Here is a 25,975-nt window from a genome sequence, read left to right as displayed (position 1 = left end):
CACTGCCGACCTGGCGCAGCCTACCCCGATCGAGTGAGCCCACGCGGGTGTGACCGAATCATCCGGCCCGGCGGTTCGCCTTGGATCGGGAGCGCTTTTCCACATACATCCGCTGGTCGGCGGAGCGCAGGACCTCCTCGGCGGACATCCCGCAGCTCGCCCAGCCGATGCCGAAACTCGCCCCCACCCGGACCGCCCGGCCGTCCACCCGGATCGGCGGGATGATGGCGTTGCGCAGCCGGACGGCCAGGTCCTGGGCGTCCGCGCGGCCGAGCCCGTCCGCGAGGACGACGAACTCGTCCCCGCCGAGCCGGGCCACCGTGTCGCCGTCCCGGACCCCGCTGCTGAGCCTGCGGGCCACCTCGATGAGGACGGCGTCGCCGGTGTGGTGCCCGAACCGGTCGTTGATCGACTTGAAGCCGTCCAGGTCGCAGAAGAGGACCGCCAGGCCCTTGTGGCCGTCGTCGACGGTCTCGTCGGGGGCGTAGGTGTGCTGGTGGTCGAAGGGCAGCCCGTCGGCGGCCGGCCGGCCGCCGGGATAGCCCTCGGCACCGAAACCGTCGGCGAAGCCGGGGCTACTGGGGTCCGCGGCCGGGCCGCCGCCGTGCATGGTGGTGGCGTCCGGGCCGTAGCCGGGGTGGCCGGGCTGGCCGGGGCGGGGCGGGTGGCCGCAGAGCCGGGCGCCGAGGCGGGCCCGCAGCTCGGCGCTGTTGGGCAGCCCGGTCAGCGAGTCGTGGCTGGCGCGGTGGGCGAGCTGGATCTCGTGCCGCTTGCGCTCTTCGATGTCCTCGACGTGGGTGAGCAGGAAGCGGGGGCCGTCGGCGGCGTCGGCGACCACGGAGTTGCGCAGCGAGACCCACACATAGCTGCCGTCGCGGCGGGCCAGGCGCAGCTCGGCGCGGCCGCCTTCGGCGGAGGTGCGCAGCAGGGTGCCGAGGTCTTCGGGGTGGACGAGGTCGGAGAGGGAGTAGCGGCGCATCACGGAGGCGGGGCGGCCCAGCAGGCGGCAGAGCGCGTCGTTGGTGCGCAGCAGCCGGCCGTGCTGATCGCCGCCCATCTCGGCTATCGCCATGCCGCTGGGCGCGTACTCGAAGGCCTGCCGGAAGCTCTCCTCGCTGGCGCGCAGGGCCTGTTGCTCGCGCTCCAGGCGGACCAGGGCGCGCTGCATGTTTGCGCGCAGCCGAGCGTTGCCGATCGCAATGGCGGCGTGGAACGCGTATATCTGGAGGGCCTCGCGGCCCCAGGCGCCGGGGCGGCGACCGTTGCGCGGTTTGTCGACCGAGATGACGCCGATCAGCTCCCCGCCGGAGGTGCCGGCCGCGTACATCGGGGCGAAGAGGCGGTCCATGGGGTGCCACTCGTCGGCGAACCGCGGGGCGGGGCCGGCGGTGTGCCACTGCGGGACGTCGTCGTCGTCCAGCACCCAGCCCTCGGTGTACGGGATGAAGCGCAGGTCACCCCAGCGGTCCCCCATGGCCAGCCGGCGCTCCCAGGAACTGCGCGGCCCGACCCGACCGGCCATCAGCGCCTCCGCGCCCGGGCTGCCTCCGACGGCGGCGACCACGAGGTCTCCGTCCGGGCGCACCAGGTTGACCGCGGAGAGCTCGTAGCCGAGGCCGGCGATGATGCCGTCGGCGACGGTCTGCAGGGTGTCAGCGAGGCTGCGGGCGGTATTCAGGTCGGCGACCACTTGGTGCAGCTGCCGCAGGGTCGCAAGGCGGATGTACGGCTCCGACTCGGTCTCCATCGTCGCTCTCCCCCGAGACCTCGACAGCAACTCCAGGCTTCTTGTCGTCCGTTTGCCACCGCCACTGAATCACAGCGAGCTGCCCACTCGGTACACAGGGTCAACAATTCTCGCCTGCTGTGACCCATGTCACAGCGTGTACACATGTGCTGGACAGAGGGTGTGGGAGCGCTCCGATTTTTTCGGAAAGCAAATCGGTCGTCCGGTTGTTCGAGGGGGTACGCGGGGGTGGCCGAGCGCGGCGGTATCGTGCCCGCAAGAGCCTGACAGGGGAAAACGGAAGCATTCCGTCCAGTCGCGCCCGGTCGGCGCACGGGGGCGCACGACCTTCGCTCCCCGGCCCCGGCGCCGCACCTCCGACGCCCGCCGGTGGCGCCCCCGGGCCCCCGGCGCACGGCGGGCGCACTCGGCCGTCGGTCCTAAGCCCCGGCTGGTCCCGGCGACCGATGTGTGGACCGGCTGAGTCCGGTTAGCGTGCAGGAGTGTTGCAGACGAGCCCTTCCGCGCCCCCCGAGACCGATGTGCCCCATTCTGATGGGGTGAGCGACGAGGAATTCCGGGCCGCGCTCTCGCGGCTGGCCGCGGGCGTGGTGCTGGTGACCGCACACGACCCGGAGGACACCCCGCGCGGCGAGGACATCGGCATGACGGCCACCGCGTTCCTGTCGGTGTCCCTGGACCCGCCACTGGTGATGGTGAGCCTGCGGAACGAGTCCCGGATGGACGACCTGTTGGCCCGCCAGCCGCTGTGGGCGGTCTCGATCCTGTCCGAAACCCAGCGGCACATCGCCGGGCGGTTCGCCATGAAGGGGCGGATCAGCGACCGGCTGCTCTTCCAGGACATCGCGCACACCCGCGGCGAGTCGTCCGGCGCACCACTGATCACCGGGGCGCTGGCCCAGCTGGAGTGCCGCACCGAGCAGCGGGTGACGGCGGGCGACCACACGCTGGTGGTGGGCCGGGTGCTCACCGCGGCCACCTCCGCCACGGACGCCGGGCCGCTGACATACTTCCGCGGCCGCTACCGGCAGCTGGGCTGACGGCAACGGCCGCGGAGGGCGATTCGCTTCTCAAGGCAGCAGCGCGCTTCGGTGCTCGAGGCAGCGCCTGGGATGGGGCGCCGTTTCCGGCGCGCGGCGGCTGATCAGATCAGCAGCTTCAGCAGCCAGGTGAGCAGACCGCCGTGGTGGTGGTGCTTGCCGTGGTCGTGACCGTGTCCGTGGCCGTGGCCGTGGCCGTCCCAGCCATGGTGGTGCCCGCAGCTCTGCTTGCCGTGGCGCATCTCGCTGAACTCCTGATACCCGGAGTCGCCGCCGCGGCTGTAGCCGCTGTCACCGTAACCGCCCATGCCCTTGCCGTCGCGGTGCTCGCAGGTGCCATGGTGACCGTCGTGGTGGCGCCCGCGCCCGTTCCACGAGATGTGGATGGACCCATGGCCGATGTGAATGGACCCATGGCCATCGCCGTGGTGTCCGCCCTGATGGGAATGTCTGCCGTCGCCGTGCTGACCGTGGTTCCCATGGGCCGGCTGGCCGGGCCCGGTGGTCGGCGTCGCGGCGGCCATGCCGGTCATCGGGACGAAGAGTCCCGCCACCACCATGCCGAGGATCGCCAGACCACGGCGAATCGTCTGGAGCATCACGAAAATCACGCCACCTCTTACTCGGAGATTATGTCCGTTATTTCCTAATTAGCGGACAATCACGAGTGAGGGGCGGTCGGCACCGCCAAACGTGGCCCGGAAGCCACCGGAATGCAGCAATCGGCAACCCATCAGGCCCAACACGCCATCCGGCCTCGTCGCGCCGCCAGGCCCGACCCACCATCCGGCCTCATCGCGCCGCCAGGCCCATCGAGCCATCAGGCCCCATCACGCCATCCGGCCCATCGCGCCGTCAGCCCCAGTCTCGGCCACTCCGCCCGCGCTTGGTCTCGCCGCGCTGCTTCTTCTCCCGCAGCCGTCGCTCGTTGATGCCGCGCGGGATCCGCGTCGGGCGCCTCGGCTTGGGTGGCGGCGCGGTCGCCTCGGCCAGCAGTGCGACGAGCCGGACGGCGGCGGCCTCGCGGTTGCGCCACTGCGAGCGGTGCTCGGAGGCCCGCACCGACACCACCCCGTCGACCAGCCGGCCGGCCAGCCGCTCCAGGGCGCGCGCCTTCCACACCGGCGGCAGCGCCTCGGTACGGGCCAGGTCGAACCGCAGCTCCACCTGGCTGTCGCTGGTGTTGACGTGCTGCCCGCCGGGCCCGGAGGAGCGCGAGAAACGCCACATGAGCTCGGCCTCCGGCAGGGAGACCGAACCCCTGATCGTGCGGTTACCCGGGGGATGGCCCCTGGTCCCCTGATATGGCCCGGACATGCCCCCATGATTCCGCGCCCCGGGCGGCCCCGTCACCCTCTTTTCAGCGCCCGCCGGGGAGGGAACCGAACGAAAATTGGCAAAGAAAGTAAAGAGACCTGGAACCTGGCGGTCCCCGATTCGCGTTGTGGAGAGTGACGGTAGCTTCGTTGGAGTTACGAAGCCCGACGAACCGAACACGAAAGGGACTCCCCATGGCTGTAAGCCTGTCCAAGGGCGGCAACGTATCGCTCACCAAGGAGGCACCGGGCCTTACCGCCGTCACGGTCGGCCTCGGCTGGGACGTCCGCACCACCACCGGCACGGACTTCGACCTCGACGCGAGCGCCATCGGCGTGAACGGCGGCGGCCGGGTCTACTCCGACCAGCACTTCGTCTTCTTCAACAACAAGTCCACGCCGGACCAGACCATCGTCCACTCCGGTGACAACCTCACCGGCCAGGGCGAGGGCGACGACGAGCAGATCAACGTCAACCTGGCGGGCCTGCCGGCGGACATCGAGAAGATCGTCTTCCCGGTCTCCATCTACGACGCCGAGGCGCGCAGCCAGAACTTCGGCCAGGTGCGCAACGCCTACATCCGCATCCTCAACCAGGCCGGCGGCGCCGAGATCGCCCGCTACGACCTGAGCGAGGACGCCGCCACCGAGACCGCCATGGTCTTCGGCGAGCTCTACCGCCACGGCGCCGAGTGGAAGTTCCGCGCCGTCGGCCAGGGCTACGCCTCCGGCCTGGTCGGCATCGCCAAGGACTTCGGCGTCAACGTCTGAGTCCCCGCCTGACGCGACGGGCGACGGGCCCCCGAATCCACCGGATTCGGGGGCCTTCCTCATGTGCGGATGGCTACGGGGAGCGGACCACCCTGCCCAAGCCGGCGCCCTTCCTCGCGATGATCGCCGGGGTCATCACGCTCAAGCTCGCCGCGGGTGCGTAGCGCGATAAGTCCGTACCTGACAGGCGCCGTTCGCCCGATATCGGACACGCGACGACCCTCAACGAACATTCAAATGTCAAATCCTTGTTACCGGTCTGTCGGAAAGCGTCGATTGATGTCAGTCTCTGGTCGGTCGCACCCGCGTCACTCCCCTGACGCAGGAGTGCGCCCGCGTCCCTGACGCGTGCACCAAACCCATCGGCATCATTCGCACCATCCGCACCCACGGCGTCGCATCGGCAATCCGGCGCCGGCGGTGCGCACAACGGGCGGCCCCACCCAGGCCGTTCGCCCCCACAGGCCGCCACCTGCGGCCCCGTGCAAGGAGACCGAGTGAGACGCATCGCTTCCTCCCCTCGCAAGAACGCCGTCCGCGGCGCGGCCCTGGTCGCCTCCGCCGCGATGGTCGTGATCGGCGTCCAGACCGGATCGGCCAACGCGCAGCCCGAGCGGGAGACCGGCGCCACCGCCGTGACGCTCTCCGCCAACCAGCGCGCAGGCGCCATCAAGGCCGCCCAGGCTGACGCCGCCGCCGAGGCCGAGTCCCTCGGGCTCGGCGCCAAGGAGAAGCTCGTCGTCCGGGACGTCATCAAGGACGCGGACGGCACGGTTCACACCCGCTACGAGCGCACCTACGCCGGACTGCCCGTCCTCGGCGGCGACCTCGTGGTGCACGAGAAGAAGAGCGGCAAGCAGTCCGTCACCAAGGCGACCAAGGCCCGGATATCCGTGTCGACCACCGCCGCCGAGAAGCCCGCCGCCTCCGCGAAGCAGGCCGCGCTGAAGGCCGCCGCCGCCGAGGACCACGCGGGCAGCGCCGCCGACACCACCGCCAAGGCGCCGCGCAAGGTGATCTGGGCCGCGACCGGCAAGCCCGTGCTGGCCTGGGAGACCGTCGTCACCGGCCTCCAGCACGACGGCACGCCGAGCGAGCTGCACGTCATCACCGACGCCGCCACCGGCAAGAAGCTCTTCACCGACGAGGCGATCGAGACCGGCACCGGCACCGGCGACTACAACGGCACGGTCCCGCTCACCACCACGCCGGGCAGCAGCGGCTACGACCTCAAGGACGGCGTCCGCGGCGGCCACAAGACGTACGACCTGAACCAGGGCACCAACGGCACCGGCACGCTCTTCAACGACGCCGACGACGTGTGGGGCGGTGGCCGCCAGAGCGCCGCCGTCGACGCCCACTACGGCGCCGCCGCCACCTGGGACTTCTACAAGAACGTGCTGGGCCGCAACGGCATCAAGAACGACGGCGTGGGCTCGTACTCCCGCGTCCACTACGGCAACAACTACGTCAACGCCTTCTGGTCCGACAGCTGCTTCTGCATGACCTACGGCGACGGCTCCGGCAACTCCAACCCGCTGACCTCGCTGGATGTCGCGGCGCACGAGATGAGCCACGGCGTCACCGCCAACACCGCGGGCCTGCGCTACAGCGGCGAGTCCGGCGGCCTGAACGAGGCCACCTCGGACATCTTCGGCACCTCGACCGAGTTCTACGCGAACAACCCGGCCGACCCGGGCGACTACCTCATCGGCGAGAAGATCGACATCAACGGCGACGGCACCCCGCTGCGCTACCAGGACAAGCCGAGCCGGGACGGCGCGTCCAAGGACTCCTGGTACCGGGGCATCGGCCGGGTGGACGTGCACTACTCCTCCGGTCCGGCCAACCACTTCTACTACCTGCTGAGCGAGGGCAGCGGCGCCAAGACCATCAACGGCGTCAGCTACAACAGCCCGACGTACGACGGCTCCACCGTCACCGGCATCGGCCGCGCCAAGGCGGAGAAGATCTGGTACAAGGCGCTGACCACGTACATGACGTCCACCACCACCTACGCGGACGCGCGCGTCGCGACCCTCAAGGCGGCGAGCGACCTGTACGGCGCGACCAGCACCGAGTACAAGGCGGTCGCGTCCGCCTGGACCGCGGTCAACGTCAAGTGACCCGCTGACCACACCTGACAGCAACTGACGGTCGCTGACGGCCACTGACCCGGGCTCGTCACCTCGTCACCACGAAGCGGGCCGCACCGGATGCCTTCGGTGCGGCCCGCTTCGCCGCGTTCGCTCCGAACTCGCCCCGGAGCGGCCTACGCTGCTGACATGACTCAACAGGTGCGCGGCGTGGTGGCTCCCGGCAAGGGCGAGCCGGTGAGGATCGAGACGATCGTCATCCCGGACCCGGGACCCGGCGAGGCGGTGGTGCGGGTGCAGGCGTGCGGGGTCTGCCACACCGATCTGCACTACCGGGAGGGCGGGATCAACGACGACTTCCCCTTCCTGCTGGGACATGAGGCGGCAGGGGTGGTGGAGTCGGTCGGCGAGGGGGTCACCGAGATCGCCCCGGGCGACTTCGTCATCCTCAACTGGCGTGCGGTGTGCGGCCAGTGCCGGGCCTGTCGACGCGGCCGCCCGTGGTACTGCTTCGCCACCCACAACGCGTCCCAGCCGATGACCCTCACCGACGGCACCAAGCTCTCCCCGGCCCTGGGCATCGGCGCCTTCGCGGAGAAGACCCTGGTGGCGGCCGGGCAGTGCACCAAGGTCGACCCGGCGGCGGCCCCCGCGGCGGCCGGGCTGCTGGGCTGCGGGGTGATGGCCGGGCTCGGTGCCGCGATCAACACCGGCGGCGTCGGGCGCGGCGACTCGGTGGCCGTGATCGGCTGCGGGGGCGTGGGCTGCGCCGCCGTCGCCGGGGCCCGGCTGGCCGGCGCGGCGAAGATCATCGCGGTGGACCTGGACGACCGGAAGCTGGAGTGGGCCCGCTCGCTGGGCGCCACCCACACCGTCAACGGCCGGGACACCGATGTGGTCGCCGCGATCCAGGAGCTGACCGACGGGCACGGCGCCGATGTCGTCGTGGAGGCCGTCGGGCACCCCGAGACCTACCGGCAGGCGTTCTACGCCCGCGACCTGGCCGGCACTGTCGTCCTGGTCGGTGTCCCCACCCCGGAGATGCGGCTGGAGCTGCCGCTGCTGGACGTCTTCGGGCGCGGCGGGGCCCTGAAGTCCTCCTGGTACGGCGACTGCCTGCCCTCCCGCGACTTCCCGATGCTGATCGACCTCTACCGGCAGGGGCGGCTCGACCTCGACGCGTTCGTCAGCGAGACGATCGCGCTGGACGGCATCGAGGAGGCGTTCGCCAGGATGGGGCGCGGCGAGGTGCTGCGCTCGGTGGTCGTTTTCTAGGGAGTGCCCGGTGGGGCGCCCGGTGGGGCGCCCGGAGGGGCGCCTGGTGGGGGGTGGCGGCCGGGCGGGGCAGGGTGTGGCGGCCGCCGCCCCGATCGGCGTGACACCATCGTCCGGTGATCGACCTCGGCTACTCCCTCTCCCGGCGCTTCCCGGACCCTCCGCAGACCGACTACCGCACGGCGGACACGCACGCCCTGCGCCATGACCTCTTCTGCGGTGACGTCTACCTCGCCGACACCGACCAGGACCGCGAGCTGTCCACAGCCTGGGGATGGGTGCCGGTGCTCGACTTCGCCTGGGCGCTGTGCGACATCGTGGAGCAGCTCGACCGCGACCCGCGCGGCAGCCGCTCGGCGCAGCGCCACCACGCCGAGCTGGACTTCACCGAGTCCGCCGACCGGATGCTCTTCGAGCGCCGCTTCGGCTGGGTGGACGTCACCGCCGACTGGGTTCCGTTGGAGGAGCCCCCGCTGACCTTCAACCACGGCGCACTGCGCCGGGAGGCCCGCGACTTCCTCCACGACCTGGTCGCCGACCTCACCGACATGCACGAGGGCCTGGGCGACAACCCCGTGGTGTGGGATCTGCTGGCACGCTTCCCCCGCGTCTGAGCGCACGCCCTGCGCGCGGCGTCCACACGCGACGGCCCCCGCCCCGGCCCGTACGCGGCGAGCTCCGGCCCCCGGCCCGTCCATGGCGTCCTTCGCCCCGGCACGCGGCGGCTTGCGCCCCGGCCTGCACTCGGCCCGCACCGCTGGCCCGGCACGCGGCGGCCCCCGGCCCATCCATGGCAGCCTTTGCCGCGGCCCCGGCCCCGCAGCGCCCTCCGCCCCGGCACGCGGCGGCCTACGCCCCCCGGTCCGTGCGCCGCGGCCTACGCCCCCGCCGCCACGCGCAGGCCGAGGTGGGTCGCGAGTGCCGGGGCCAGTTCGAGGAGCTGTTCCGCGCCGATCACCGCGCCCGCCAGCCCGTCCACGCCTCGCGCGATCTCCAGCCGCCCGGCCGCGCGCAGGTCCACCTCGTCCATCCGGGCACCGCTGAAATCCGCCCCGCGCAGCACACAGCCGACGAACGCCACCCGCTCCAGGCGCGCCCCGGCGAAGTCCGGCTCGGCGAGGACGCAGTCCTCGAAGACGACGTCCCGCAGACTCGCGCCGCGCAGATTCAGATAGTCGATCTTGCCGCCGCGCACCACCACCCTCTCCAGCGCCGCGTTGTACAGCTGCACCCCGCCAAGCCGGGCGTCCCGCACCTCGACATCGCGCAGCGTCGCCCCGGCCAGATCGGTGCCCACCCCTCGCACCTCCTCCAGCACGGAGTCGATGAACCGGGCCCGCCCGAGGTCCGTCTCGTCGAGCGCGGTCCGCCGCAGCGCGCAGTCCAGGAACCTGGCACCGCTCGCCCGCTGCCCGCCGAGGTCGGCGTCGGCGAACTCCACGCCGTCGTAGTCGCCGTCCGGCTCCAGCTCCTCCCCGTCGTACGCCCGCAGCGCGGGCAGCGACAGCTCCGGCCGGCGCGGCGCCCGCACCACCTCGTCCTCGCTGGCGCCCCGGCCGGCGCTCCGCCGACCGTCATGCCGGCCACCACGCCCGGTCAGCGCCACCGCCGCCACCGCCCTTCGGTCCCCCATCGCGAGCCGATGGTGTCTCCATCGTGCGTCACGCCACTGACAACGGCCCGCCGCCGAGATCACCAACGCCACTTGACTTCAACCTCGGTTGAAGTCGGAGGGTGGGTGCGGGGCCGAGGGCCACGCGCCCACCCGGCTCCGCACCGCACCCACCCACCTGGGGAGAGAACGCCATGCACGCCATCCGTCTGCACGCCTTCGGCCCCGCCGAGAACCTGGTCTACGAGCGGGTCGAGGACCCCGAGCCCGGCCCGGGACAGGTCCGGGTCGCGGTCGCCGCGGCCGGCGTCCACCTCCTCGACACCGCGCTGCGGCTCGGCGACACCAGTGGCCCGTACCCGCCGCCGGAGCTGCCCACCATCCCCGGCCGCGAGGTCGCCGGCACCATCGACGCACTCGGCGAGGGCGTCGAGGCACGGTGGCTCGGCCGCCGGGTCGTCGCCCATCTGGGCATGGCCCCCGGCGGGTACGCGGAGAAGACGGTGGTCGCGGTCGAGAGGCTCCACGAACTCCCCGACGGCCTGCGCGAGGACCACGCCATCGCGATGATCGGCACCGGCCGCACCACCATGGCCGTCCTCCGCTTCGCCGAGCTGAGCCGGGACGACGTGGCGGTGGTGACCGCGGCCGCCGGTGGCATCGGCTCCCTGCTGGTCCAGCACGCCAAGAACGTCGGCGCGACGGTCCTCGCCCTGGCCGGCGGACCCACCAAGGTCGAGCGGGCCCGCGAACTCGGCGCCGACTTCGCCGTCGACTACACCGCCGACGGCTGGACGGACCGGGCACGCGCCGCGCTGGGCGACCTTGGCCCCACCGTCGTCTTCGACTCGGTCGGCGGCGAACCGGCCGCCGGGGCGGTCGGCCTCCTCGCCCCCGGCGGCCGCCACCTGGTCTTCGGCTGGTCCACCGGCGCCGCCTACGAGCCGGCCGAGGAGGAGCTGGCCGCGCGCTCCCTCACCTCCAAGGCGGTGCTCGGCAGCCCGGAGTGGCGTGAGCTGATCGGCTCCCCCGGCGGCCTGCGCTCCCTGGAGGAGGAGGCCATGGAGGCGGCCGCCTCCGGCCACCTCGTCCCGGCGGTCCACCCCTTCCCGCTCGCCGACGCCGCGGCCGCCCACCGCGCGCTGGAGACCCGCGACACGATGGGCAAGGTGGTGCTGGTGCCGTAACCGGGCGTCCGTGCCGGACGGCCCGATGGCCCGACCGTCCGACGGCCGGGCCGAGGTACGCCCCGGGCCCGGCGGCGACGCGCGGAACGGGGGTTCGCGCGAGCGCAGGGGCACAGGGCACGCCGGCCGGGGCTCAGCCACGGGCGTGGGACGCCAGCAGGACGCGGTACGCCGCCCAGGCGTCCAGCAGGGGCGGGGTCACCGAACTCCGCCCCCGCCCGCGCACGGCGGCGGAGTGTGCGACCGCGGTGGAGTGTGTGACCGCGAAGCGCACCTCCGCCGCCGACGCCGCGGGAAACTCCGAGCGCAGCAGCGCGATCGCACCGGTGACGAAGGGGGCGGCGGCGCTGGTCCCACTGAGGGTCAGCGCCCTGCCGTCGGTCCCGAGACTGGTGATGTCCTCGCCCGGCGCGCCCAGACCGCGCCTGCCGATCGAGCCCCCGAGGTTGGACAGGCCCAGCGGGTGACCGCCCAGATTGCAGGCGACGACGGGGATAGTCCAGGGGTGCCGGGTGATGGCCGAGGCGCCGAGGGTGCCCTGATTGCCCGCCGCGACGACGACGAGCACACCGTGGCTCGCGGCATGGTCCAGCGCCTCGTCGAGCTCGCGGTGCCGCCTCCCGGACGGCTGCGCCTGCGCGAGGCTGAGGTTGATCACCTGGGCGCCCGCCGCCACCGTATCGACCACGGCCGCGGCCAGTTCCTCGGCCCGCGCGCCGGACAGGCACCCCGCCCCCGGCGCACTGCCCGCGCCGACCGCCTCGCCGACCGTCTGTCCGGCTGTCTCGTCCGAGAAGAGGGGGCGGGTCAGCAGCGTGCAGTGCGGGCAGATGGCCGGTGCCACCGAATCGCGTCGCGCGCTGAGGATCCCGGCGACGAACGTCCCATGGGCACAGCAGGCGTCACCCGGTGCGCAGCCCCGCGCCCCCGCAGCCCCCCGCGCCCCCGAACCGCGCGGCCACACCGGACCGATCTCCCGCACCGGATGACCGTTCAGACCGGGGTGGTCCAGCGCCACCTTCCCGTCGATCAGCCCGATGGCGACCGCGGAACTCCCGGCCGTACGCTCCATCAAGGGCGGCAGCCCGACCAGTTCCAGCGGGTCCATCGGCCTACCAGTAGTCCCCGTAATCCGGCTTGCACATCTCCTTGATGCATTCGTTGAAGCAGCGCCGCGGGTCCCATGAGTTCCGGCACTTCATCCGGCACACCGGGCCGAGTTCGATCTCGCACAGCCCCTGCGGGACCACCCGGTCCCCAGCACGGACAGCGGTGCCAGTCGGCAGCCGGCCGAATCCCGTAGTCCTGCCCTGATAGACCGCCGAGCCGGCGGTAAATCCAGGAATAGTCATGCCTGTTCACCTCTTCTTCGGAGGTCACCGGTCGTAGTAGGGCGACCAGTTGGTCCTCACGAACGGAAACTCCTCGGTGACGTCGACCCGGACGAACGACTTCTCGGTCACCTCCGATGAACGGCTGGTGTACGAGAACACGACATCCAGGATCTTGCGGGTGTTGTTGCCGTTGAGCCGGGAGGGGCAGACATCCACGCTGGACAGCCGGAAGCCGTCCGCGTACGCCTTGACCGTCTCCTGGTACACCTTCTCGTTCCGGACCGCCAGATAGTTGATGACGCGGTGCTCATCGGCCGTGCCGGCGTTGTCACCGACCTGAAGCAGTCTGTCCAGTACCTCCGTCGCCGACTTCTCGAAATCCTTGGCTGGAATGTCCTTGGGGCGCTTGACCGCCTTGATCAGCTCTTCCCTGGCAAAGGAATAGAGCTTGTCGAAGATGACCACCGGAATGGCCAGCCCGTTGCAGAGTTCAGGCGGTGCGACAGGCCCGCGCACCCCGATGACCACATCGACATCGAGCGGGCTGCGCCCCGGACGCACCGCGTCGATCAGCGCGCCGAAATCCATCGGGTCGCGGGGCCGCAGGAGGTAGGTCTCCAGCCCCTGCACGCACAGCACAAAACACAGCTGCCGCGCCAGATAGCGGTTGTCCGGTTCGGAGAGGACCCGATAGAGCATCTCCTCGTCCGTCAGGTCCGGGGTTTCGGCCCGGCCCAGGACCTGGGCGAATTCCTTCTCCACCCCGGGGCTGGGAAACCGGGCTTCGATGTGCCCCAACGCATAGACATACCCGGGGCTCGCGGCGATCTCCGCCCCGGCAGCGGCCTGCGTCGTCTCCTGGTGCACGCCCGCGGCCGCAACCTCCCGTGCGCAGTCGCAGGAGGCCTGGCGGAACGACGGCGCCTCAGAGATCTCGGACTTCTCGACCCGAGCCACGGCCTCCCGCTCGTCATCGCCTCCGTTCACGGGATGGCTTGTCACAGCGTCGCTCTGTTCGGGCTCCATCGGTGCCTCCTCTTGCTGTCAGAGCACGACTCTCCGCGGCCCGTCGGTTTCGCGACTGTCCGCGGCCCCGTCGGCCCGTCGGCTTCGCGACTATCCGCGGCCTCGTCGGTTCGAGAACGTCACCCACTGGTTCAGCGCGGCAGCGCGTCGTTCACAACCACCGCAGGGACGCCTCGCCCCCATCGCGTACGTCACGCGCTTGATGGCGTCGCCGAGCCCGACTTCCTCATCGCCGCTGACGAATCCGGGAATGCGCACCCGATGCGGCCGAACCTCGGCTGCCCTGCCGCGGCCGGTCTTCTTCTCACCCTGACTCATCGCCATCACCTGGAGGCCCGCACATCGGATTACGCGGTGATCCGCCCCCTGTTTTCATGCTCCCCCCGCGCGAAGCAGGCTGCATCTCGGCACCGCGAAGCCGGCATCCACCGGGGGGAGGGAAAATGATCAGGCGACGACGCGCATCTGGCGGTCGGAGTTGTTCAGCCGTCGGCCGCCGTCCTCGGTGCAGGTCACGATGTCCTCGATGCGCACCCCGAAACGCCCCGGCAGATAGATCCCCGGCTCGATCGAGAAGCACATGCCGGGCACCAGCGGCAGGTGTTCGCCCTCGACCATGTAAGGCGGCTCGTGCGTGGTGACGCCGATGCCGTGGCCGGTGCGGTGGATGAAGTACTCGCCGTAACCGGCCTCGACGATGACCGCGCGGGCGGCCCGGTCGATGTCCTGGCAGGCCGCGCCCGGGCGGACCGCCTCGAACCCCGCCTGCTGGGCCTCGCGCACGATCTCGTGGACCCGCAGCTCCTCCTTGGTGGGCTCGCCGACGTGCACGGTGCGGGTGGTGTCGGAGCCGTAGCCGTCCTTCAGGCCGCCGAAGTCCAGGACGACCATGTCGCCCTCCTCGATGACCCGGTCGCCCGCATCGTGGTGCGGGTTGGCACCGTTCGGACCGGAGCCGACGATGGTGAAGTCGACCTGGTGGTGGCCGTATTCGAGGAGCAGCGCGTGCAGGTCGGCGGCGATGTCGCGCTCCCGGCGCCCCGCGAAGCGGACCCCGACGATCTCCTCGAAGGCCGCGTCGGCCGCCGCCCCGGCCGCGGCCAGCCGCTCCACCTCGTACGCGTCCTTGACCGCGCGCAGCATCGGCAGCGCCTCGCTCAGCGCGGCGTAGGAGGTGTCAGGAAGAGTGCGCTGGAGGCCGAGCAGATGGACGGCCCAGGCCCCGTCCGAGATGCCGAACCGGCCGCGCGACGGCAGGAACTCGGCGAGGGTGACGTACGGGTCGGCGCCGTCCGGCCAGCCGGTGACCTCGGTCGACGCCACGCCGATCGCGGCCTCGGCGTCGGGCCGCTCCAGGAGGGGCACCAGCAACCGGGGCGTGCCGCCGGGGACGAGCACCAGAGCGGTCAGCCGCTCCAGGATCGCGGTGGGCTGGTAGCCGCACAGGTGCACCAGGTCCGGGCCCGGGGTGACGATCAGTCCGGCGAGTCCGGCGTCCTCGGCCGCGCGGGACGCGCGGGCCATGCGGTCGGAGTAGTCGACGAAGGTCATGCGGCCAGGATCGCGCAGCGGCGACCACGATGCGACAGGAATATGCCGGCTACGAGGCGAAACTCGGCGACGGACGCCGCGCAGGCCCCCAGCCCCACCGGCATGGCCCCGGCATGGCCCGGAACGGCGCGGCTCGCCGACGGCCGCTCACCCGCGCGGGCGGACGTCCATCGGGGCCAGGCCACGGGCCGTGCGCCGCGCCCTGCCGCGCGAGACCACGACCGGATCCCACTCCGGACCGCGCGCCGGGAGCAACGCGGGATCACCGAGCACGGCGCCGCGCCGCAGCTCGTACATCAGCGGTCGCTCCAGGATGTCCGCGGCGGCGGCCATGCCACCGACCATCACCCCGGTGACCCCATTCCCGTACCGCGTCGACTGCCCGACCAGATGCAGCCCCCGCACGCTGGTGCGCGTCCCCGGCCGGGTCCCGGCCCGCCCCCAGGTGGCCATCCCGAAAGGGGTGCCCCCGGTGGACCGGGTGTACCGCTCCTGCGTGAGCGGCGTCCCCAGCTCGCAGTGGGTGATCGCATCACGGAACGGCCCCAGGACCCGCTCGGCGGCGGCCAGCATCGCCTCCTTGACCCGCTCCTTCTCCGCCCGGTACGCCGCCACCCGCCGGTAGCGCGCGCCCTCGGCCGGTCCCGCCTCCACACCCCAGGCGGCGTAGCCCGGCGGGCAGAGCGTCATCAGCTGGAAGTTGCTGTGCCCGGGCGGGCAGAGGTGCCGCGAGTGGGGATCCTTGAGCGAACCGAAGGAGAGGAAGAGGAACGGCACGTCACGCGGCTGCTCCCCCGCGGTCAGCCCCCGGTAGTACGCGCCGATGTCATCGGTGTCGTACCACCAGATGTTCGCCTCGTTCCGCAGCCCCGCCAGCGCCCCGACCTCGCGGTCGAGCGCCACGTACAGCGTCACCACCGGCAGCCCCATCTCGGCCCGCTCGGCGTTCCGGATGACGCTCCGGCTCAGGTGGTCGGGGCCGACCAGCTCCAGCACGGTCCGCCGGTAGTCCGCGTTCGACACCACCAGCGGCGCGTCGATCGCGGTCCCGTCATCGAGCACCACCCCGCGCACCTGCTGGTCCTCGACGGTGATCCGCTCCACCAGCGCCCGGGTGCGCAGCTCGCCGCCGTACGCCTCCACCACCTCCACCAGCGTCGCCGCCAGGATCTGCCCCCCACCGACCGGGACGTACGCCCCCCGCAGATAGTGGTCGGTCACCAGAGCGTGGACGGAGACGGTGGCCTGATCAGGACCCACCCCGTAGTTCGGCGACTGGGCGGCCAGCACGGTACGGGCGGGCCCGGACAGCCCGCAGTGGTCGAACAGCTCGGTCAGCGTGGCCCGGCCCCACGCCTGCATGGTGGGCGTACTGGCGATGATCTCGGGCAGCGGGGTGCCGGGCGGAGTGAAGAGGGTGGCCCGCTGCTCCTCCCCCATCCCCTCCACGATGTCGCAGAAGGCGTCCAGCCCGGTACGGTCCCGCGGCAGCGCCTTCCTCAGCCGCGCCCGGTACTCCGGCCACCCGGCGGGCACCTCCACCGTCAGCCCCGGCAGCACGATCCGGTCGAAACAGTCCGGATCCAGCTCCCGGAACGCGATGCGGTCGCGGACGCCGAGGCCGCCCAGGATCGTGGGCACGATGCCGTCGGGGCCGCAGTCGCCTATGTAGTGGACGCCGACGTCGAACTCATAGGCGCGGCGCCGCCGGAAGACATGGCTGTTGCCGCCCGCGATGTCGTGCTGCTCCAGGACGAGTACGCGCCGGCCCGCCGCCGCGAGCGTCGCCGCGCAGGTCAGCCCGCCCAGCCCGGCGCCGACGACGATCGCGTCCCACGCCTCCGAGCCCACCGCGCGTCAGTGCTCCGACGCGACGTCGCTGACGAAGGCGGCCCAGGCGTCCGGGCTGAAGGTGAGGACCGGGCCGTCGGGGTCCTTGGAGTCACGGACGTGGATGGCGGCGGGGTGTTGGGCGACCTCGATGCAGTCGCCGCCGGTGTCAGCGCTATGGCTCGACTTGCGCCAGTTATAGGCGACTTCGACGCAGTTGCCGCCAGTGTCGGCGCTGTAGCTGGACTTGAACCAATTCATGACGCTCCCGCCAGGTCGTCCAGCAGGCTCATGCTCTCTTCGGGGTTGAGGGCCTGCGAGCGCAGCATCCCATACTTCTGCTGGTAGAGGCTTACCTGATCCGGATCATCGATGAGTAAACCGACGTAATGCGCCTCCAGATAGGCCAGATGCTCGTGTTCGTGGGTCTCGAGCAGGACCATTGGGCCAGCGAGGCTCGCGTGATGGGCCCGGCTCAGGGGCATGATCTGGAGTCCCAGAAAGGGTAGTTCGGCACATCGCCTCAGATGGCGGATCTGCTCCTGCATGGCCTCACGGCCACCAATATGGCGATGCAGGATGGACTCTTCCAGGATGAAGTTCAGCATGGGCGTCGGCTTCTTACGATCCAGCAGCTTCTGCCTGTCCAGCCGTCCAGCAACCCAGTCCTCCACCTGGTCCGCGTCAATGGGCGGATAGAGACAGTTGAAGAGGCCGCGCGCGTACGCCTTGGTCTGGAGCAGCCCCGGCACGACCTGGTTCTCGTACGAGAGCAAGGTCAAAGCCAACGCCTCGTACTCCACGAAGTCCTGCACGAACGCGGGCAGCTTCTCCTTCTTCGGTACCTTCTTCACCGCCACCGCCAACACTCCGCGCGTATCGAGGAGTTCATCCAGCTGCTCAGCCAGGTCGAGCTTGAGCGCACGCCTGCCCTGCTCGACGGAGGCGATGGAGTCGACGTGCATGGACACCCGCTCGGCCAGCGCCTCCTGCGAGAGGCGGGCCTGCTTGCGGCAGTGGGCGAGCTGGGCGCCGATCAGCTGCCAAGAGGTGACTTTCTGGGGTTTGTTCGCCGGTTGCATGGGGCCTCACTTCCCATCCGGGACATCCGTGACTCCGCCGCAGGGTCGTACAACGCATCCGTACGACCTGACTCAATGGCAGAGGCTAATCACGGACCGTGACCCTCGTCTCATGAACCACGAGATCCACTTCCCGGCCACCCGCCGCGCCTTCTACGACCGGGAACCCGAGGCCGTCCCCCTGGCCCGGAACTTCGTCCGGCACACCCTCATCGGCTGGGGCCTCGCCGACCGCCGCCGGTGCCGGGACGTCCTGCTCTGCGTGAGCGAGCTGACCACCAACGCCGTACAGCACGCCGTCCCGGGCGGCCACGCCTTCCGCCTCGGGCTGCGGCTGGAGGAGGACTGGCTGCTCCGCGTGGACGTGCGCGACACCAGCCCGGAACGCCCGCGCCTCCAGGAGCAGGAGGATTCCGCCGAGCGCGGGCGCGGCCTGCTGATCGTGGAATCGCTGGCCGACAAGTGGGGCGTGGACGAACACATCCTCGGCAAGACCGTCTGGTGCGAGCTGCGGATCTCCCGCCGGATCGAGGACGAGCCACTCATCCGCTGCCGCTGATCAGCGTCACCGACTCAGCCCTCGACCGGCTATGTGGTGCAGCCGTACTTCTTCGCCACCTTCGGCACAAAGTCATTGATAAGGCGCTGAAGTTTCCTGTATCCCGCCCTGGAATTGTCCGCGAACTTGTCATTGAGGTCGAAATTTACAGACATGCTCGCAGTCGGGGAGTCACACTTGGGGTAGACCAAAGCACCATTGCTTCCGATAACCCCTTCACCCGGGAAAGAAATCCCTCCCTTGACAGGGTAGCTCAACCTGGAAGCCACCAAGCCCCAGTCCACCGGCTCCATAGGGTGATCGTCATAGTAGAGAATGGTTGCGAAAAATATTTGAGCGCCGTCGACGTACATGAAGCAGTATGCCCCAGGGCGACTCTGCGCTTCGTCATGCCTATTTCTTAGCTTTTCCCCGTCCGGCAACATCGGCGACAGAACCTCACTCTTCACCGGGACGCCACAGAACGCCTCCGGAGGGGTGTAGCTCGCTTCAGTACACCCGGTTGCCATCAGTACGACAGAAGCAACCAAGCCCGCGACCCGGAGCGTCAATCTCATCACTGATCACCCGAAAGACCGTCGGCCCATGCGTTGCCATCATTCGCAGCCGCAGCAATCTTGTTGTATTTCCCCTTCGTTTCCGAGTAACCTGTTTCACCCTTTGCCCAGTCCCGATTAACGGAATACCACTCGTCAGCGAGAGCATTGAGCTGACGCCTTCGCCGTTCGTATGTCTCCTTGTTGTTGTCGGTCAACTCCTCTGCATCACGCGCCTGCTCGTCCATGATCCACTTGGTGGTGACCACATCAGCTCCTCGCTGGGCGCCATCTCCAAAAAACGGAATGAAGTTGAGCAGCCCACCTGAGGCGTGGTAGCTCCATGCCTTGTCCCACGTGTAGTCGTGCTGATCGCCCTTGAGCGCGTTGTACCGAGCCTCTTCCATGAAGCCGACCGCGAGACCGGCCGAATCCAGCGTATCCTCCGGCTTGCTGTTCTTGTCATGGAAGCTTTCGACCATCGCGTAGTTCATGCCTTCATGGAGCATGCCGTAGGAGTTCTCACTCCGCGAGATCTGCTTGGTCATTTCCATAACCTGATTTTGGTCCAGCGGCGAGATCTCACCGCTCTGGTCGCTCATGGCGACCAGCACCTCACGCCCATGGTTGGTGAAAACCTTCGCCATGTCGTCCCGCAGCGACTCCGGCATATCGTCGCCCTGCCCGGATAGAACTTCCAGCGAGTACTTGAAGACCCGGTTGTTGGCATCCGTGTGTTCGGTGGGAGCGTGAGCCCCACCCGCGGGGGAAACACCGGTGGCAGCCGCGGTCAGGGCATCGCCAAGACCCTTACGGCTGTCGGTGTCCTCGGTGTCGTCGGCATCGAACTCCCTACCGGTGTTGTCCCATCGGGTCGTGTTGACAAGGCCCCAGTCGCGACTGTCGTCACCATCGCCGACCAGATAGTCAAAGCGTTCCTTGCCGGCAGGCGTGCCGGGGTCGAGGTATCCGGCGGCCCCTTCCGGCGTGCGCGACATGACCCCCAGAGCAGCGTCGACGGGGTCGTTCGCGAACCAGCCATCGCCGTCCTTACCACCGAACTTGCCGTAGAGGTCCCAGATGCCGGGGTCCTCCTTCTCCATGGCGATCATGTCGTCGGTGACGTCCGCGACGAACTGCGGCGAATACCCGTGGCCCTGCTGCATCAGCGTGGCCAGGCTCTGGTAGCCCCGCACCTGCTGGTTGTGTCCCTTGTAGGTACTGTCGACCTTCTCGCCCGCAGCCTTCAGGTCGTACTTGTCGTCACCGAGCTCATGCAGGGACTCGAGCCACCTGTTGTAGAAATCAGCTTCTGGTTTCTTCTGCCATTTCTTGAATTCCTGGTTGTACGCCTCGGTACCAAAACGCAGACGCTTACCTTCGGAGTCCTTGAACTCAGGCACACGCATGGCGGTCGCCAGCGAGTCGGAGAGGCCGCCGTTGATCTTCAGGTAGACGCTCTTGTGCTTGGTGTCGTCGAAGTAGGCCAGATCATCAATCTTGTTGGAAAGTTTCAGCGTCTCCTCCGGGCCCAACTCGTCAAGCAGTGTCCGACTGAAGGCCTTGTCACCTGAGTTGGCGCGCATCAGGTCGGCAAACGACTCGGCACTATCCGGATCCTCCTCGCCCTCCAGGATCTGATCGGCGTACCGTTTGGCCAAGCGTGCCTCGTAGACCTCGATATCGCCGACCGCTTCCCCGTTGAAGGTGTGCGCTTCCCCCGCCATGAGCTCAACGAGATTTTTGACGCCCGCTGCTTCGCGGAGCGCGAGCTTCACGCCCTGGTCAGCGTCATCGACCGCCTGCACGGCATCTTTGATCTTCCTCGTCCACGCCGCCTCAGCATCTCGCACCTCCCTTATGAGGCCCTCGTAGCGGGCGTCGTGGTGGTCTATGGAAATCTTGGTGTGGTCGTACACCGCCTGCCCGTTGCTGTTGACGGAGAACTCCCCATCCTTCTTCGCCTCCCTGACAATCTCTTTCACATGGCGGATCCGCTCGGTGAACTGCGCGTGCGCGTCCCGCAGAAGCGAGGCGATGGCCCGGGCTTCGACCTGGGCGTTGGCAAACTGCTTACGTGTCGCCGCGAACCGCGTGCTGGCCGCCGTGGCACTCAGGCCGGTCTCGCCTTGGGTCGCGGCCGACTCCACCTCCGACTTGTAGGCGTCTTCCAGCGTGTCGAATCCCTTGGCCATGTCCTCCCAAGCGGTAGCCGCGTCCGTCAACTTACTGAGCTTGATGCTGATGACGTCCTGATAGGTGAGCACGCCCGTCCCTCCCCGATTCCTGTTCGGCTTCTCAGATCTCGCGCTGGCCGTGGCCCGGGTCGAGCTGCGCTATCCGGTCACTCACATCGAAGTCGACGTACTGGAAGTCGCTCTTCCTCTTCTGCAGAGCCTCCTGATCCACCTCAAGACGTGCCACCAGATTCTTGAGCTGCGCATTCCATTCCATCTGCGCCTCGCTGAGGCCAGTGGCGGTACACCAGCCCGAAAACTCACGCACGGCCTCGTCCGAGGGATCTTTACTGTGGCTACCAACCACGTCCGTAGCGGGCCGGATGCTGTCCCGCAACGCGGCGACCGCCCTCCCATTACCGGCAGCATTGGTCTTGAGGCTGGCCACGTCCCCGCCGCCCGGCGGACCGGATGCCCCGTCGAGGCGCATCCCATTCCCCTGCCGCGCCTCTGCCTCTGCCTTTAACCGCTCCCACTCATCCCACGCCATCGCAACGCCTCCCCAGCGGACATTGCCGCCGTATGACCTGGCGGCACCTGCGAACGGGCGAGCACGCAGGCACCGCGACGACCGGACCGATAGCTCCAACTATCCGAACGAGCATGGCAGTTGCCTCGGTTCCCACACTGACACGCCCTTGACGCGGCATGCCCGGCCGAGCGCTTGATCCTTGCGGCAACCAGAAGTCGACAGGTCGCGTCCGTAAAGGCGGTTGAACCACTGGGCTCGTCAGTGTCAGATGCTCCCCGTGGCGGCCCGAAACATATGATCAAAAGCCTGTCGATGGGGGACTGACGATGTCGGAGGAATTCGACCAGGGGTGGGACCGTTTGCGCTCAGGGAGCGTGGACCAGCCTGTGGACATGCTCGATACCGGAGCGGGGGCGTAGCGATGGGCTTCTGGGACAAGTTCACCGGCACCCGGCACCCCGACGCCGGAACCACACCGCGCCCCACCACGGAACTCCGGGCAGCGCTGCTCGCGCTCAATGGCCCAGACGTGCCGTTCGTCGTGCGCGACGCCCACCCTGGCGAGAAGGCGGACCTGGTGGCCGAGTGGCGGATCCAGGAACCCGCCTCGCAGAACTTCGGTCGCCGGAGCCAGCTGGAACGGCAATTCCGGATCTCCATGCACCTGGTCCCGGGGAAGCGCGAGGTGCGCGGCCTCGAAGAGCAGTGGGAAGTGACCTGGGTCGGGAACCCGCCCAAGAAGACCATGTCCCGCAGTTACGGCCGCGGGCCAACGACCACCGTCTCCAAGCAGTGGACGTACGAAAAAGGGCCCGACGGCCGCCGGCGCAGGGTCGAGACGTTCAGCTTCGACTCCCGGGACATGAAGAACCCCGTGCGCGACACGGTCCTCGGCGCGGGCTGGATCTGGCGCGGAGTGCTGAAGCGCTCCAAGCTGTGACCGGCCCACAGCACCCGGCGTGTCACGGCCTCCAGGTGTTGTGAGCCTGCGCCGCAGCGGCGTCTCGGCGGCGCCGGCGGGCCGACAGGGCGAAGGGCACCGCACCGGTCAGAACGGCGGCGGTGACGCCTGCGGCGATCCAGGTCGTGGAACTGCTGTCGTCGTCTTCGTCATCGGGGGCGGCGTTGGGCTTGGCATCGGCGGAGGCCGGCGGCTCTGACTTCGATGGTGCGGGGCTGGAGGGCCGGGGCGATGTCTTGTCTTCGTACTTGAAGTCGGAGAGCGGGTAGACATCGGCGGGGCCGGGGTCACCGGGGTCCTTCAGCGCGATTCGCGGTCGGACGAGGCCATACCCCACGGAGTCATTGCGCTTGGCTCCGTCGGTGGGGCCACCGATGGTGTTGAGCATGACCCGCAGGACCTGATTGTTGGTCCAGTTGGGGTGCTTGGACCAGATGAGGGCGGCACTGGCGGAGGCGATCGCGGTGGCGTCACTGGTGCCGTGGGACCTGCACAGGTCGCCCTCGCCGCCTCCGCATGCGTGGTACATCTCATCGCCAGGCGCGGAGACATCTACCTGCGGCCCGTATTGAGATTCCTCGGTCTTGTGAAGGTCCCTGCCGATGGCTCCGACTCCTACCACGCCAGGAGTCCCCGCCGGGTACTCCACTACCCGCGTGCCCTTGTTCCCGGTTCCCGCGAAGATCAGCGAACCCTTATCCAGCGCGTACTTCACAGCGGCCGTGAGCTTCTCTGAGGTTTTCCATGACCGCAGCGAGATGTTGATGATTTGAGCTCCGGAATCAGCGGCATAACGGATTCCTCGGCTAACCGTATCGTTGAACTCTTCGGGGTACTTGTTGGCTTCAAAACCACGATCAGGTACGCGGATGGGGAGGATCTTGGCTCCAGGAGCCAGCCCAAAGGTGCCATTGCCTCCATTAGCCTTGCCAGTGCCGGCGATCTCAAGTGCCATGATGGTTCCGTGGCCGTTTGGGTCTGTCCGCTCATCGCCAGGCGCCGCCGGGGCCTCGTCTTTCCCGGGCAGGACCTGTCCCCGCAGGTCTGGCAGGTCGTCGTTGACGCCGGTATCGATGACAGCGACCGTGATGCCCTTCCCGGTGCTGCTCTTCCACATCTGCTCGGCCTTCATGACCGTAAGGTGCCACTCCCGCGAACGGATCGACTCCGCATGCGCGGGAGTGGCCGCGATGCCCACCAGCACCAGGCCTACGGCCCCGGAGACGGCACTTTTCAGTCGGCCATTTCGCGTGGTGCTGGCAGACATTCGCTTCCTCTCGATATTTCTCGACAAGATCAATCAATAGCTGGGGGCGCAGCCCCGGGACCAGCCTGGCGCCCGGTCTCCTGGTCCCCTTCGTCACGATCCCGACGCACCAACCCCGAGCCACCAGGTGTAAACGTTCGCGAGGCGGAAGGCCCCCGTTGCGCTCGCCCTCCCACAATGCCGCCAGTCTCCCCCGCCAAGCGACGCTCGGGCCCTGCCCCACGACGCCCCGCACTCGCCCCGCCGACACCGCTGCCAGCGCCCTGCCCTATCGGCCCTCGACCATGCGTTCCCGATCGCTCATCGCCGATGACGGTGCCGCGAGGCAGTCCACCGGTCGGCCGACCGGTGGACGGCGGCATGGGCCGACCGCCCACGATGCCGTTACGCCCTGGGGTCGCACCGGGACCCCCCGGCCCAGGGAGCCCGGGAACCATAGGACGACCACCAGGCACCGAGCGTCCCGCTGGGTTCCCAGTCATGGGCTGGTTGCCACCACCCGGTAGCGGGCCGGAGACCGGCCCTGTCAGTCCTCGTCCTGGCAGACCAGGGGGCCGGACACCGGGCACCACACGCCCGGGCCCGGTGGGGAAGCTCGGCCCTGAGGGTAGACCCTTCGCACCACCCACCACAGGTGGAAAGCCATCTATGGGCGGCAGAGTTCCGCGTTCGCCACCTCCATGCGGCAAGCCGACGGGGGGCGTATGAGTTGTCGGCAGTTCCGGCACCGGCGCCGTACCGTCAATCTCTACGCCAACGGGATCGGCGGGTGTCGGTCGCTGGTTCCCGCCAGGGATTTCAGGCCCAGTGACCACAGGCAGGTGAGATTCGCCCGGCGTCGCCACACCCCCAGTGGCCTCGGGAGGTACTCGATGAGCCACGGCGCCGGGGGAGACACCAGATGCACCAACGCCCGATGACCTGCCAGAGTCGGGGCTCCCAGCGGACACCGCCTCTTCCTGGGTGACCTGGCTCGGGTCTGGCTGAATAGCCATCGGCGGAGGCGGAAACTTGGGCCGTTCCTGTGCAGCCATCCACGCGGCGGAAAACTGATAGGCCTCCCCTAGCTTGTTCATCTGGCCGATCGCCTCTTGTCGAAGGGCTTCCTTTCCCTGCGCCAGCTCGCCCGAGGACTTTCTGGACACCGTGTCCGAGTCCGGGTCGTTGGGCGCCGACTCTGCCGCGTCCAGATTCGCTTTTGCACTGGTCTTGTCGCGGGGGATCGCCGACTGGACTTGGGAAATCGTCTCGGACGCCATGCCGAGCAGCGCCGCCGATGACCCGCTGAGCATGGCCAAGCGCAGCGTGGAGTTGCCGAGGTCAGCGGTCCAGGTGCGGAAAGCGTCCGCGCCCTCACCCTTCCACTCCACGTACTGTGGATAGAACTTGATATCTTCCGCGATCTTGCCAAGCTCCGTGGCCGCCGCGGCTAGCCGTTCAGCAGCTGCTTGCACCGTGGACGCGTTCGCCTCGTCAAGCCAAGCGAGCATCTGCTCGTGACTCATGTCGTCGAAAGACGTGCGGCCACCGCTCTTCTTGCCACCCATTAGGCCTTGACCCCCGAGTCCTCGCCCGACGACGCCTGGTCCTGCTGTCCCTTTCCGCTGCTGTCGCTACTCTTCTCGGCCCCGTGCGGCGCCGTGGGGTCGTAGGCACCCCCGTAATGCTCGGTGGTCTCCTTGCTGATCGCGGCCATGCGGTCGCGAACCGACACGTCCAACTCCGCGTAACCGTTATGCGAAGCCTGCACCGCGATGCCCATGCCCTCGATCGAGTCGGACAGCACCTTGGAGAGCTTCTCCAACTCCGTGATCACCGTCTGGTAGGTGCTGAACAGACCGGCCGCCTCAACCCAGCCGTCATGGCCCCCGCCGAACTGGTTGCGGGTCAATGGCTCCTGTCCCACCTTGCCCGGGCCCGCGTCGGAGCCCTTGAGGTCGGTGATCAGCTTGTCGACGCGCTGCTGGAACTTCGTGAACGACGTCAGCTCGGTGACGAGGTCACGGTCACCGAATCTCTCCCGAAAGCCCTCGACCCCATGCTTCACGTCGGACGTCCACGACCACGGTCCCGAGT

24 protein-coding genes are annotated in these 25,975 nt (G+C 69.1%); 8 read left to right on the top strand and 16 right to left on the bottom strand.

Features of this window, described 5'->3' with window-relative positions:
* Nucleotides 1-58 precede the first annotated feature (58 nt).
* Nucleotides 59-1,747, bottom strand: coding sequence for a diguanylate cyclase CdgB (cdgB, locus tag AC4BDD_RS16495; RefSeq protein ID WP_490686200.1), 1,689 nt, complete (start codon nucleotides 1,745-1,747; stop codon nucleotides 59-61).
* A gap of 482 nt (nucleotides 1,748-2,229) precedes the next feature.
* Here cdgB and AC4BDD_RS16490 point away from each other — a divergent pair, with 482 nt between their 5' ends.
* Entirely contained in the window at nucleotides 2,230-2,787 is a 558-nt protein-coding gene (locus AC4BDD_RS16490) for a flavin reductase family protein (RefSeq protein WP_490686199.1), read from the top strand.
* Between the two features lie 104 nt (nucleotides 2,788-2,891).
* Here AC4BDD_RS16490 and AC4BDD_RS16485 read toward each other — a convergent pair whose 3' ends face one another.
* Nucleotides 2,892-3,386 carry a hypothetical protein gene (locus AC4BDD_RS16485; protein WP_490686198.1) on the bottom strand — a complete coding sequence of 165 codons (495 nt, stop codon included), beginning with the start codon at nucleotides 3,384-3,386 and terminating at the stop codon, nucleotides 2,892-2,894.
* 256 nt (nucleotides 3,387-3,642) lie between these two features.
* Nucleotides 3,643-4,104 (bottom strand): alternative ribosome rescue aminoacyl-tRNA hydrolase ArfB, encoded by a 462-nt coding sequence (arfB, locus tag AC4BDD_RS16480; protein ID WP_490686197.1) that lies wholly within the window; start codon nucleotides 4,102-4,104, stop codon nucleotides 3,643-3,645.
* Nucleotides 4,105-4,298: 194 nt separating this feature from the next.
* Between arfB and AC4BDD_RS16475 the strand changes: the two genes are divergently transcribed.
* From AC4BDD_RS16475 to AC4BDD_RS16460, 4 genes are all read left to right on the top strand, one after another.
* Nucleotides 4,299-4,874, top strand: coding sequence for a TerD family protein (locus AC4BDD_RS16475; protein ID WP_490686196.1), 576 nt, complete (start codon nucleotides 4,299-4,301; stop codon nucleotides 4,872-4,874).
* 497 nt (nucleotides 4,875-5,371) lie between these two features.
* Nucleotides 5,372-7,000, top strand: coding sequence for a M4 family metallopeptidase (locus tag AC4BDD_RS16470; RefSeq protein WP_490686195.1), 1,629 nt, complete (start codon nucleotides 5,372-5,374; stop codon nucleotides 6,998-7,000).
* A gap of 159 nt (nucleotides 7,001-7,159) precedes the next feature.
* Nucleotides 7,160-8,245, top strand: coding sequence for an S-(hydroxymethyl)mycothiol dehydrogenase (locus AC4BDD_RS16465; RefSeq protein WP_490686194.1), 1,086 nt, complete (start codon nucleotides 7,160-7,162; stop codon nucleotides 8,243-8,245).
* A 116-nt stretch (nucleotides 8,246-8,361) separates the two neighbouring features.
* Nucleotides 8,362-8,859: a hypothetical protein gene (locus AC4BDD_RS16460; protein WP_490686193.1), complete on the top strand. Its 498-nt coding sequence runs from the start codon at nucleotides 8,362-8,364 to the stop codon at nucleotides 8,857-8,859.
* Between the two features lie 263 nt (nucleotides 8,860-9,122).
* Here the strand turns inward: AC4BDD_RS16460 and AC4BDD_RS16455 are convergent, their stop codons facing one another.
* The gene (locus AC4BDD_RS16455; protein ID WP_490686192.1) at nucleotides 9,123-9,878 is read right to left on the bottom strand and encodes a pentapeptide repeat-containing protein; all 756 of its coding nucleotides are present in this window, start codon (nucleotides 9,876-9,878) and stop codon (nucleotides 9,123-9,125) included.
* Nucleotides 9,879-10,051: 173 nt separating this feature from the next.
* Between AC4BDD_RS16455 and AC4BDD_RS16450 the strand changes: the two genes are divergently transcribed.
* Nucleotides 10,052-11,044 (top strand): zinc-binding dehydrogenase, encoded by a 993-nt coding sequence (locus AC4BDD_RS16450; protein ID WP_490686191.1) that lies wholly within the window; start codon nucleotides 10,052-10,054, stop codon nucleotides 11,042-11,044.
* Nucleotides 11,045-11,177: 133 nt separating this feature from the next.
* On the opposite strand, the gene AC4BDD_RS16445 is transcribed toward AC4BDD_RS16450, so the two are convergent.
* From AC4BDD_RS16445 to AC4BDD_RS16415, 7 genes are all read right to left on the bottom strand, one after another.
* Nucleotides 11,178-12,152, bottom strand: a complete 975-nt coding sequence (locus tag AC4BDD_RS16445; protein ID WP_490686190.1) for a S8 family peptidase — start codon at nucleotides 12,150-12,152, stop codon at nucleotides 11,178-11,180.
* 4 nt (nucleotides 12,153-12,156) lie between these two features.
* A complete protein-coding gene (locus AC4BDD_RS16440; RefSeq protein WP_490686189.1) occupies nucleotides 12,157-12,396 on the bottom strand; it encodes a hypothetical protein in 240 nt (79 codons plus the stop codon).
* Between the two features lie 24 nt (nucleotides 12,397-12,420).
* Entirely contained in the window at nucleotides 12,421-13,404 is a 984-nt protein-coding gene (locus AC4BDD_RS16435; RefSeq protein WP_490686188.1) for a cyanobactin maturation protease PatG family protein, read from the bottom strand.
* Between the two features lie 447 nt (nucleotides 13,405-13,851).
* Nucleotides 13,852-14,955 (bottom strand): aminopeptidase P family protein, encoded by a 1,104-nt coding sequence (locus tag AC4BDD_RS16430; protein WP_490686187.1) that lies wholly within the window; start codon nucleotides 14,953-14,955, stop codon nucleotides 13,852-13,854.
* Nucleotides 14,956-15,102: 147 nt separating this feature from the next.
* On the bottom strand, nucleotides 15,103-16,806 hold the full coding sequence (locus tag AC4BDD_RS16425; protein WP_490686186.1) for a phytoene desaturase family protein: 1,704 nt from the start codon (nucleotides 16,804-16,806) through the stop codon (nucleotides 15,103-15,105).
* A gap of 6 nt (nucleotides 16,807-16,812) precedes the next feature.
* Nucleotides 16,813-17,046, bottom strand: a complete 234-nt coding sequence (locus AC4BDD_RS16420; protein WP_490686185.1) for a DUF397 domain-containing protein — start codon at nucleotides 17,044-17,046, stop codon at nucleotides 16,813-16,815.
* On the bottom strand, nucleotides 17,043-17,867 hold the full coding sequence (locus tag AC4BDD_RS16415) for a helix-turn-helix domain-containing protein (protein WP_490686184.1): 825 nt from the start codon (nucleotides 17,865-17,867) through the stop codon (nucleotides 17,043-17,045). Before AC4BDD_RS16415 ends, AC4BDD_RS16420 begins: the two co-directional genes overlap by 4 nt.
* A 112-nt stretch (nucleotides 17,868-17,979) precedes the next feature.
* On the opposite strand from AC4BDD_RS16415, the gene AC4BDD_RS16410 reads away from it, so the two are divergent.
* Nucleotides 17,980-18,426, top strand: coding sequence for an ATP-binding protein (locus AC4BDD_RS16410; protein WP_490686183.1), 447 nt, complete (start codon nucleotides 17,980-17,982; stop codon nucleotides 18,424-18,426).
* 29 nt (nucleotides 18,427-18,455) lie between these two features.
* Here AC4BDD_RS16410 and AC4BDD_RS16405 read toward each other — a convergent pair whose 3' ends face one another.
* Genes AC4BDD_RS16405 through AC4BDD_RS16395 form a run of 3 tightly spaced genes read right to left on the bottom strand, consistent with a single transcriptional unit; the run spans nucleotide 18,456 to nucleotide 21,689 of the window.
* Entirely contained in the window at nucleotides 18,456-18,983 is a 528-nt protein-coding gene (locus AC4BDD_RS16405) for a hypothetical protein (protein ID WP_490686182.1), read from the bottom strand.
* The gene (locus tag AC4BDD_RS16400; protein WP_490686181.1) at nucleotides 18,983-21,229 is read right to left on the bottom strand and encodes a hypothetical protein; all 2,247 of its coding nucleotides are present in this window, start codon (nucleotides 21,227-21,229) and stop codon (nucleotides 18,983-18,985) included. The genes AC4BDD_RS16405 and AC4BDD_RS16400 overlap by 1 nt, the downstream gene beginning before the upstream one ends.
* Nucleotides 21,230-21,260: 31 nt before the next feature.
* A complete protein-coding gene (locus tag AC4BDD_RS16395) occupies nucleotides 21,261-21,689 on the bottom strand; it encodes a hypothetical protein (protein WP_490686180.1) in 429 nt (142 codons plus the stop codon).
* 403 nt (nucleotides 21,690-22,092) lie between these two features.
* On the opposite strand from AC4BDD_RS16395, the gene AC4BDD_RS16390 reads away from it, so the two are divergent.
* Nucleotides 22,093-22,611, top strand: coding sequence for a hypothetical protein (locus tag AC4BDD_RS16390; RefSeq protein WP_490686179.1), 519 nt, complete (start codon nucleotides 22,093-22,095; stop codon nucleotides 22,609-22,611).
* Nucleotides 22,612-22,633: 22 nt separating this feature from the next.
* On the opposite strand, the gene mycP is transcribed toward AC4BDD_RS16390, so the two are convergent.
* Together mycP and AC4BDD_RS16380 are read right to left on the bottom strand one after the other, a co-directional pair.
* The gene (gene mycP, locus AC4BDD_RS16385; protein WP_490686178.1) at nucleotides 22,634-23,899 is read right to left on the bottom strand and encodes a type VII secretion-associated serine protease mycosin; all 1,266 of its coding nucleotides are present in this window, start codon (nucleotides 23,897-23,899) and stop codon (nucleotides 22,634-22,636) included.
* Between the two features lie 1,546 nt (nucleotides 23,900-25,445).
* Nucleotides 25,446-25,946, bottom strand: coding sequence for a DUF2563 family protein (locus AC4BDD_RS16380; protein WP_490686177.1), 501 nt, complete (start codon nucleotides 25,944-25,946; stop codon nucleotides 25,446-25,448).
* Nucleotides 25,947-25,975: the final 29 nt, after the last annotated feature.

Source organism: Streptomyces sp. JLBT605, assembly GCF_058215555.1.
This window is presented reverse-complemented; position numbering and strand designations above follow the sequence as displayed.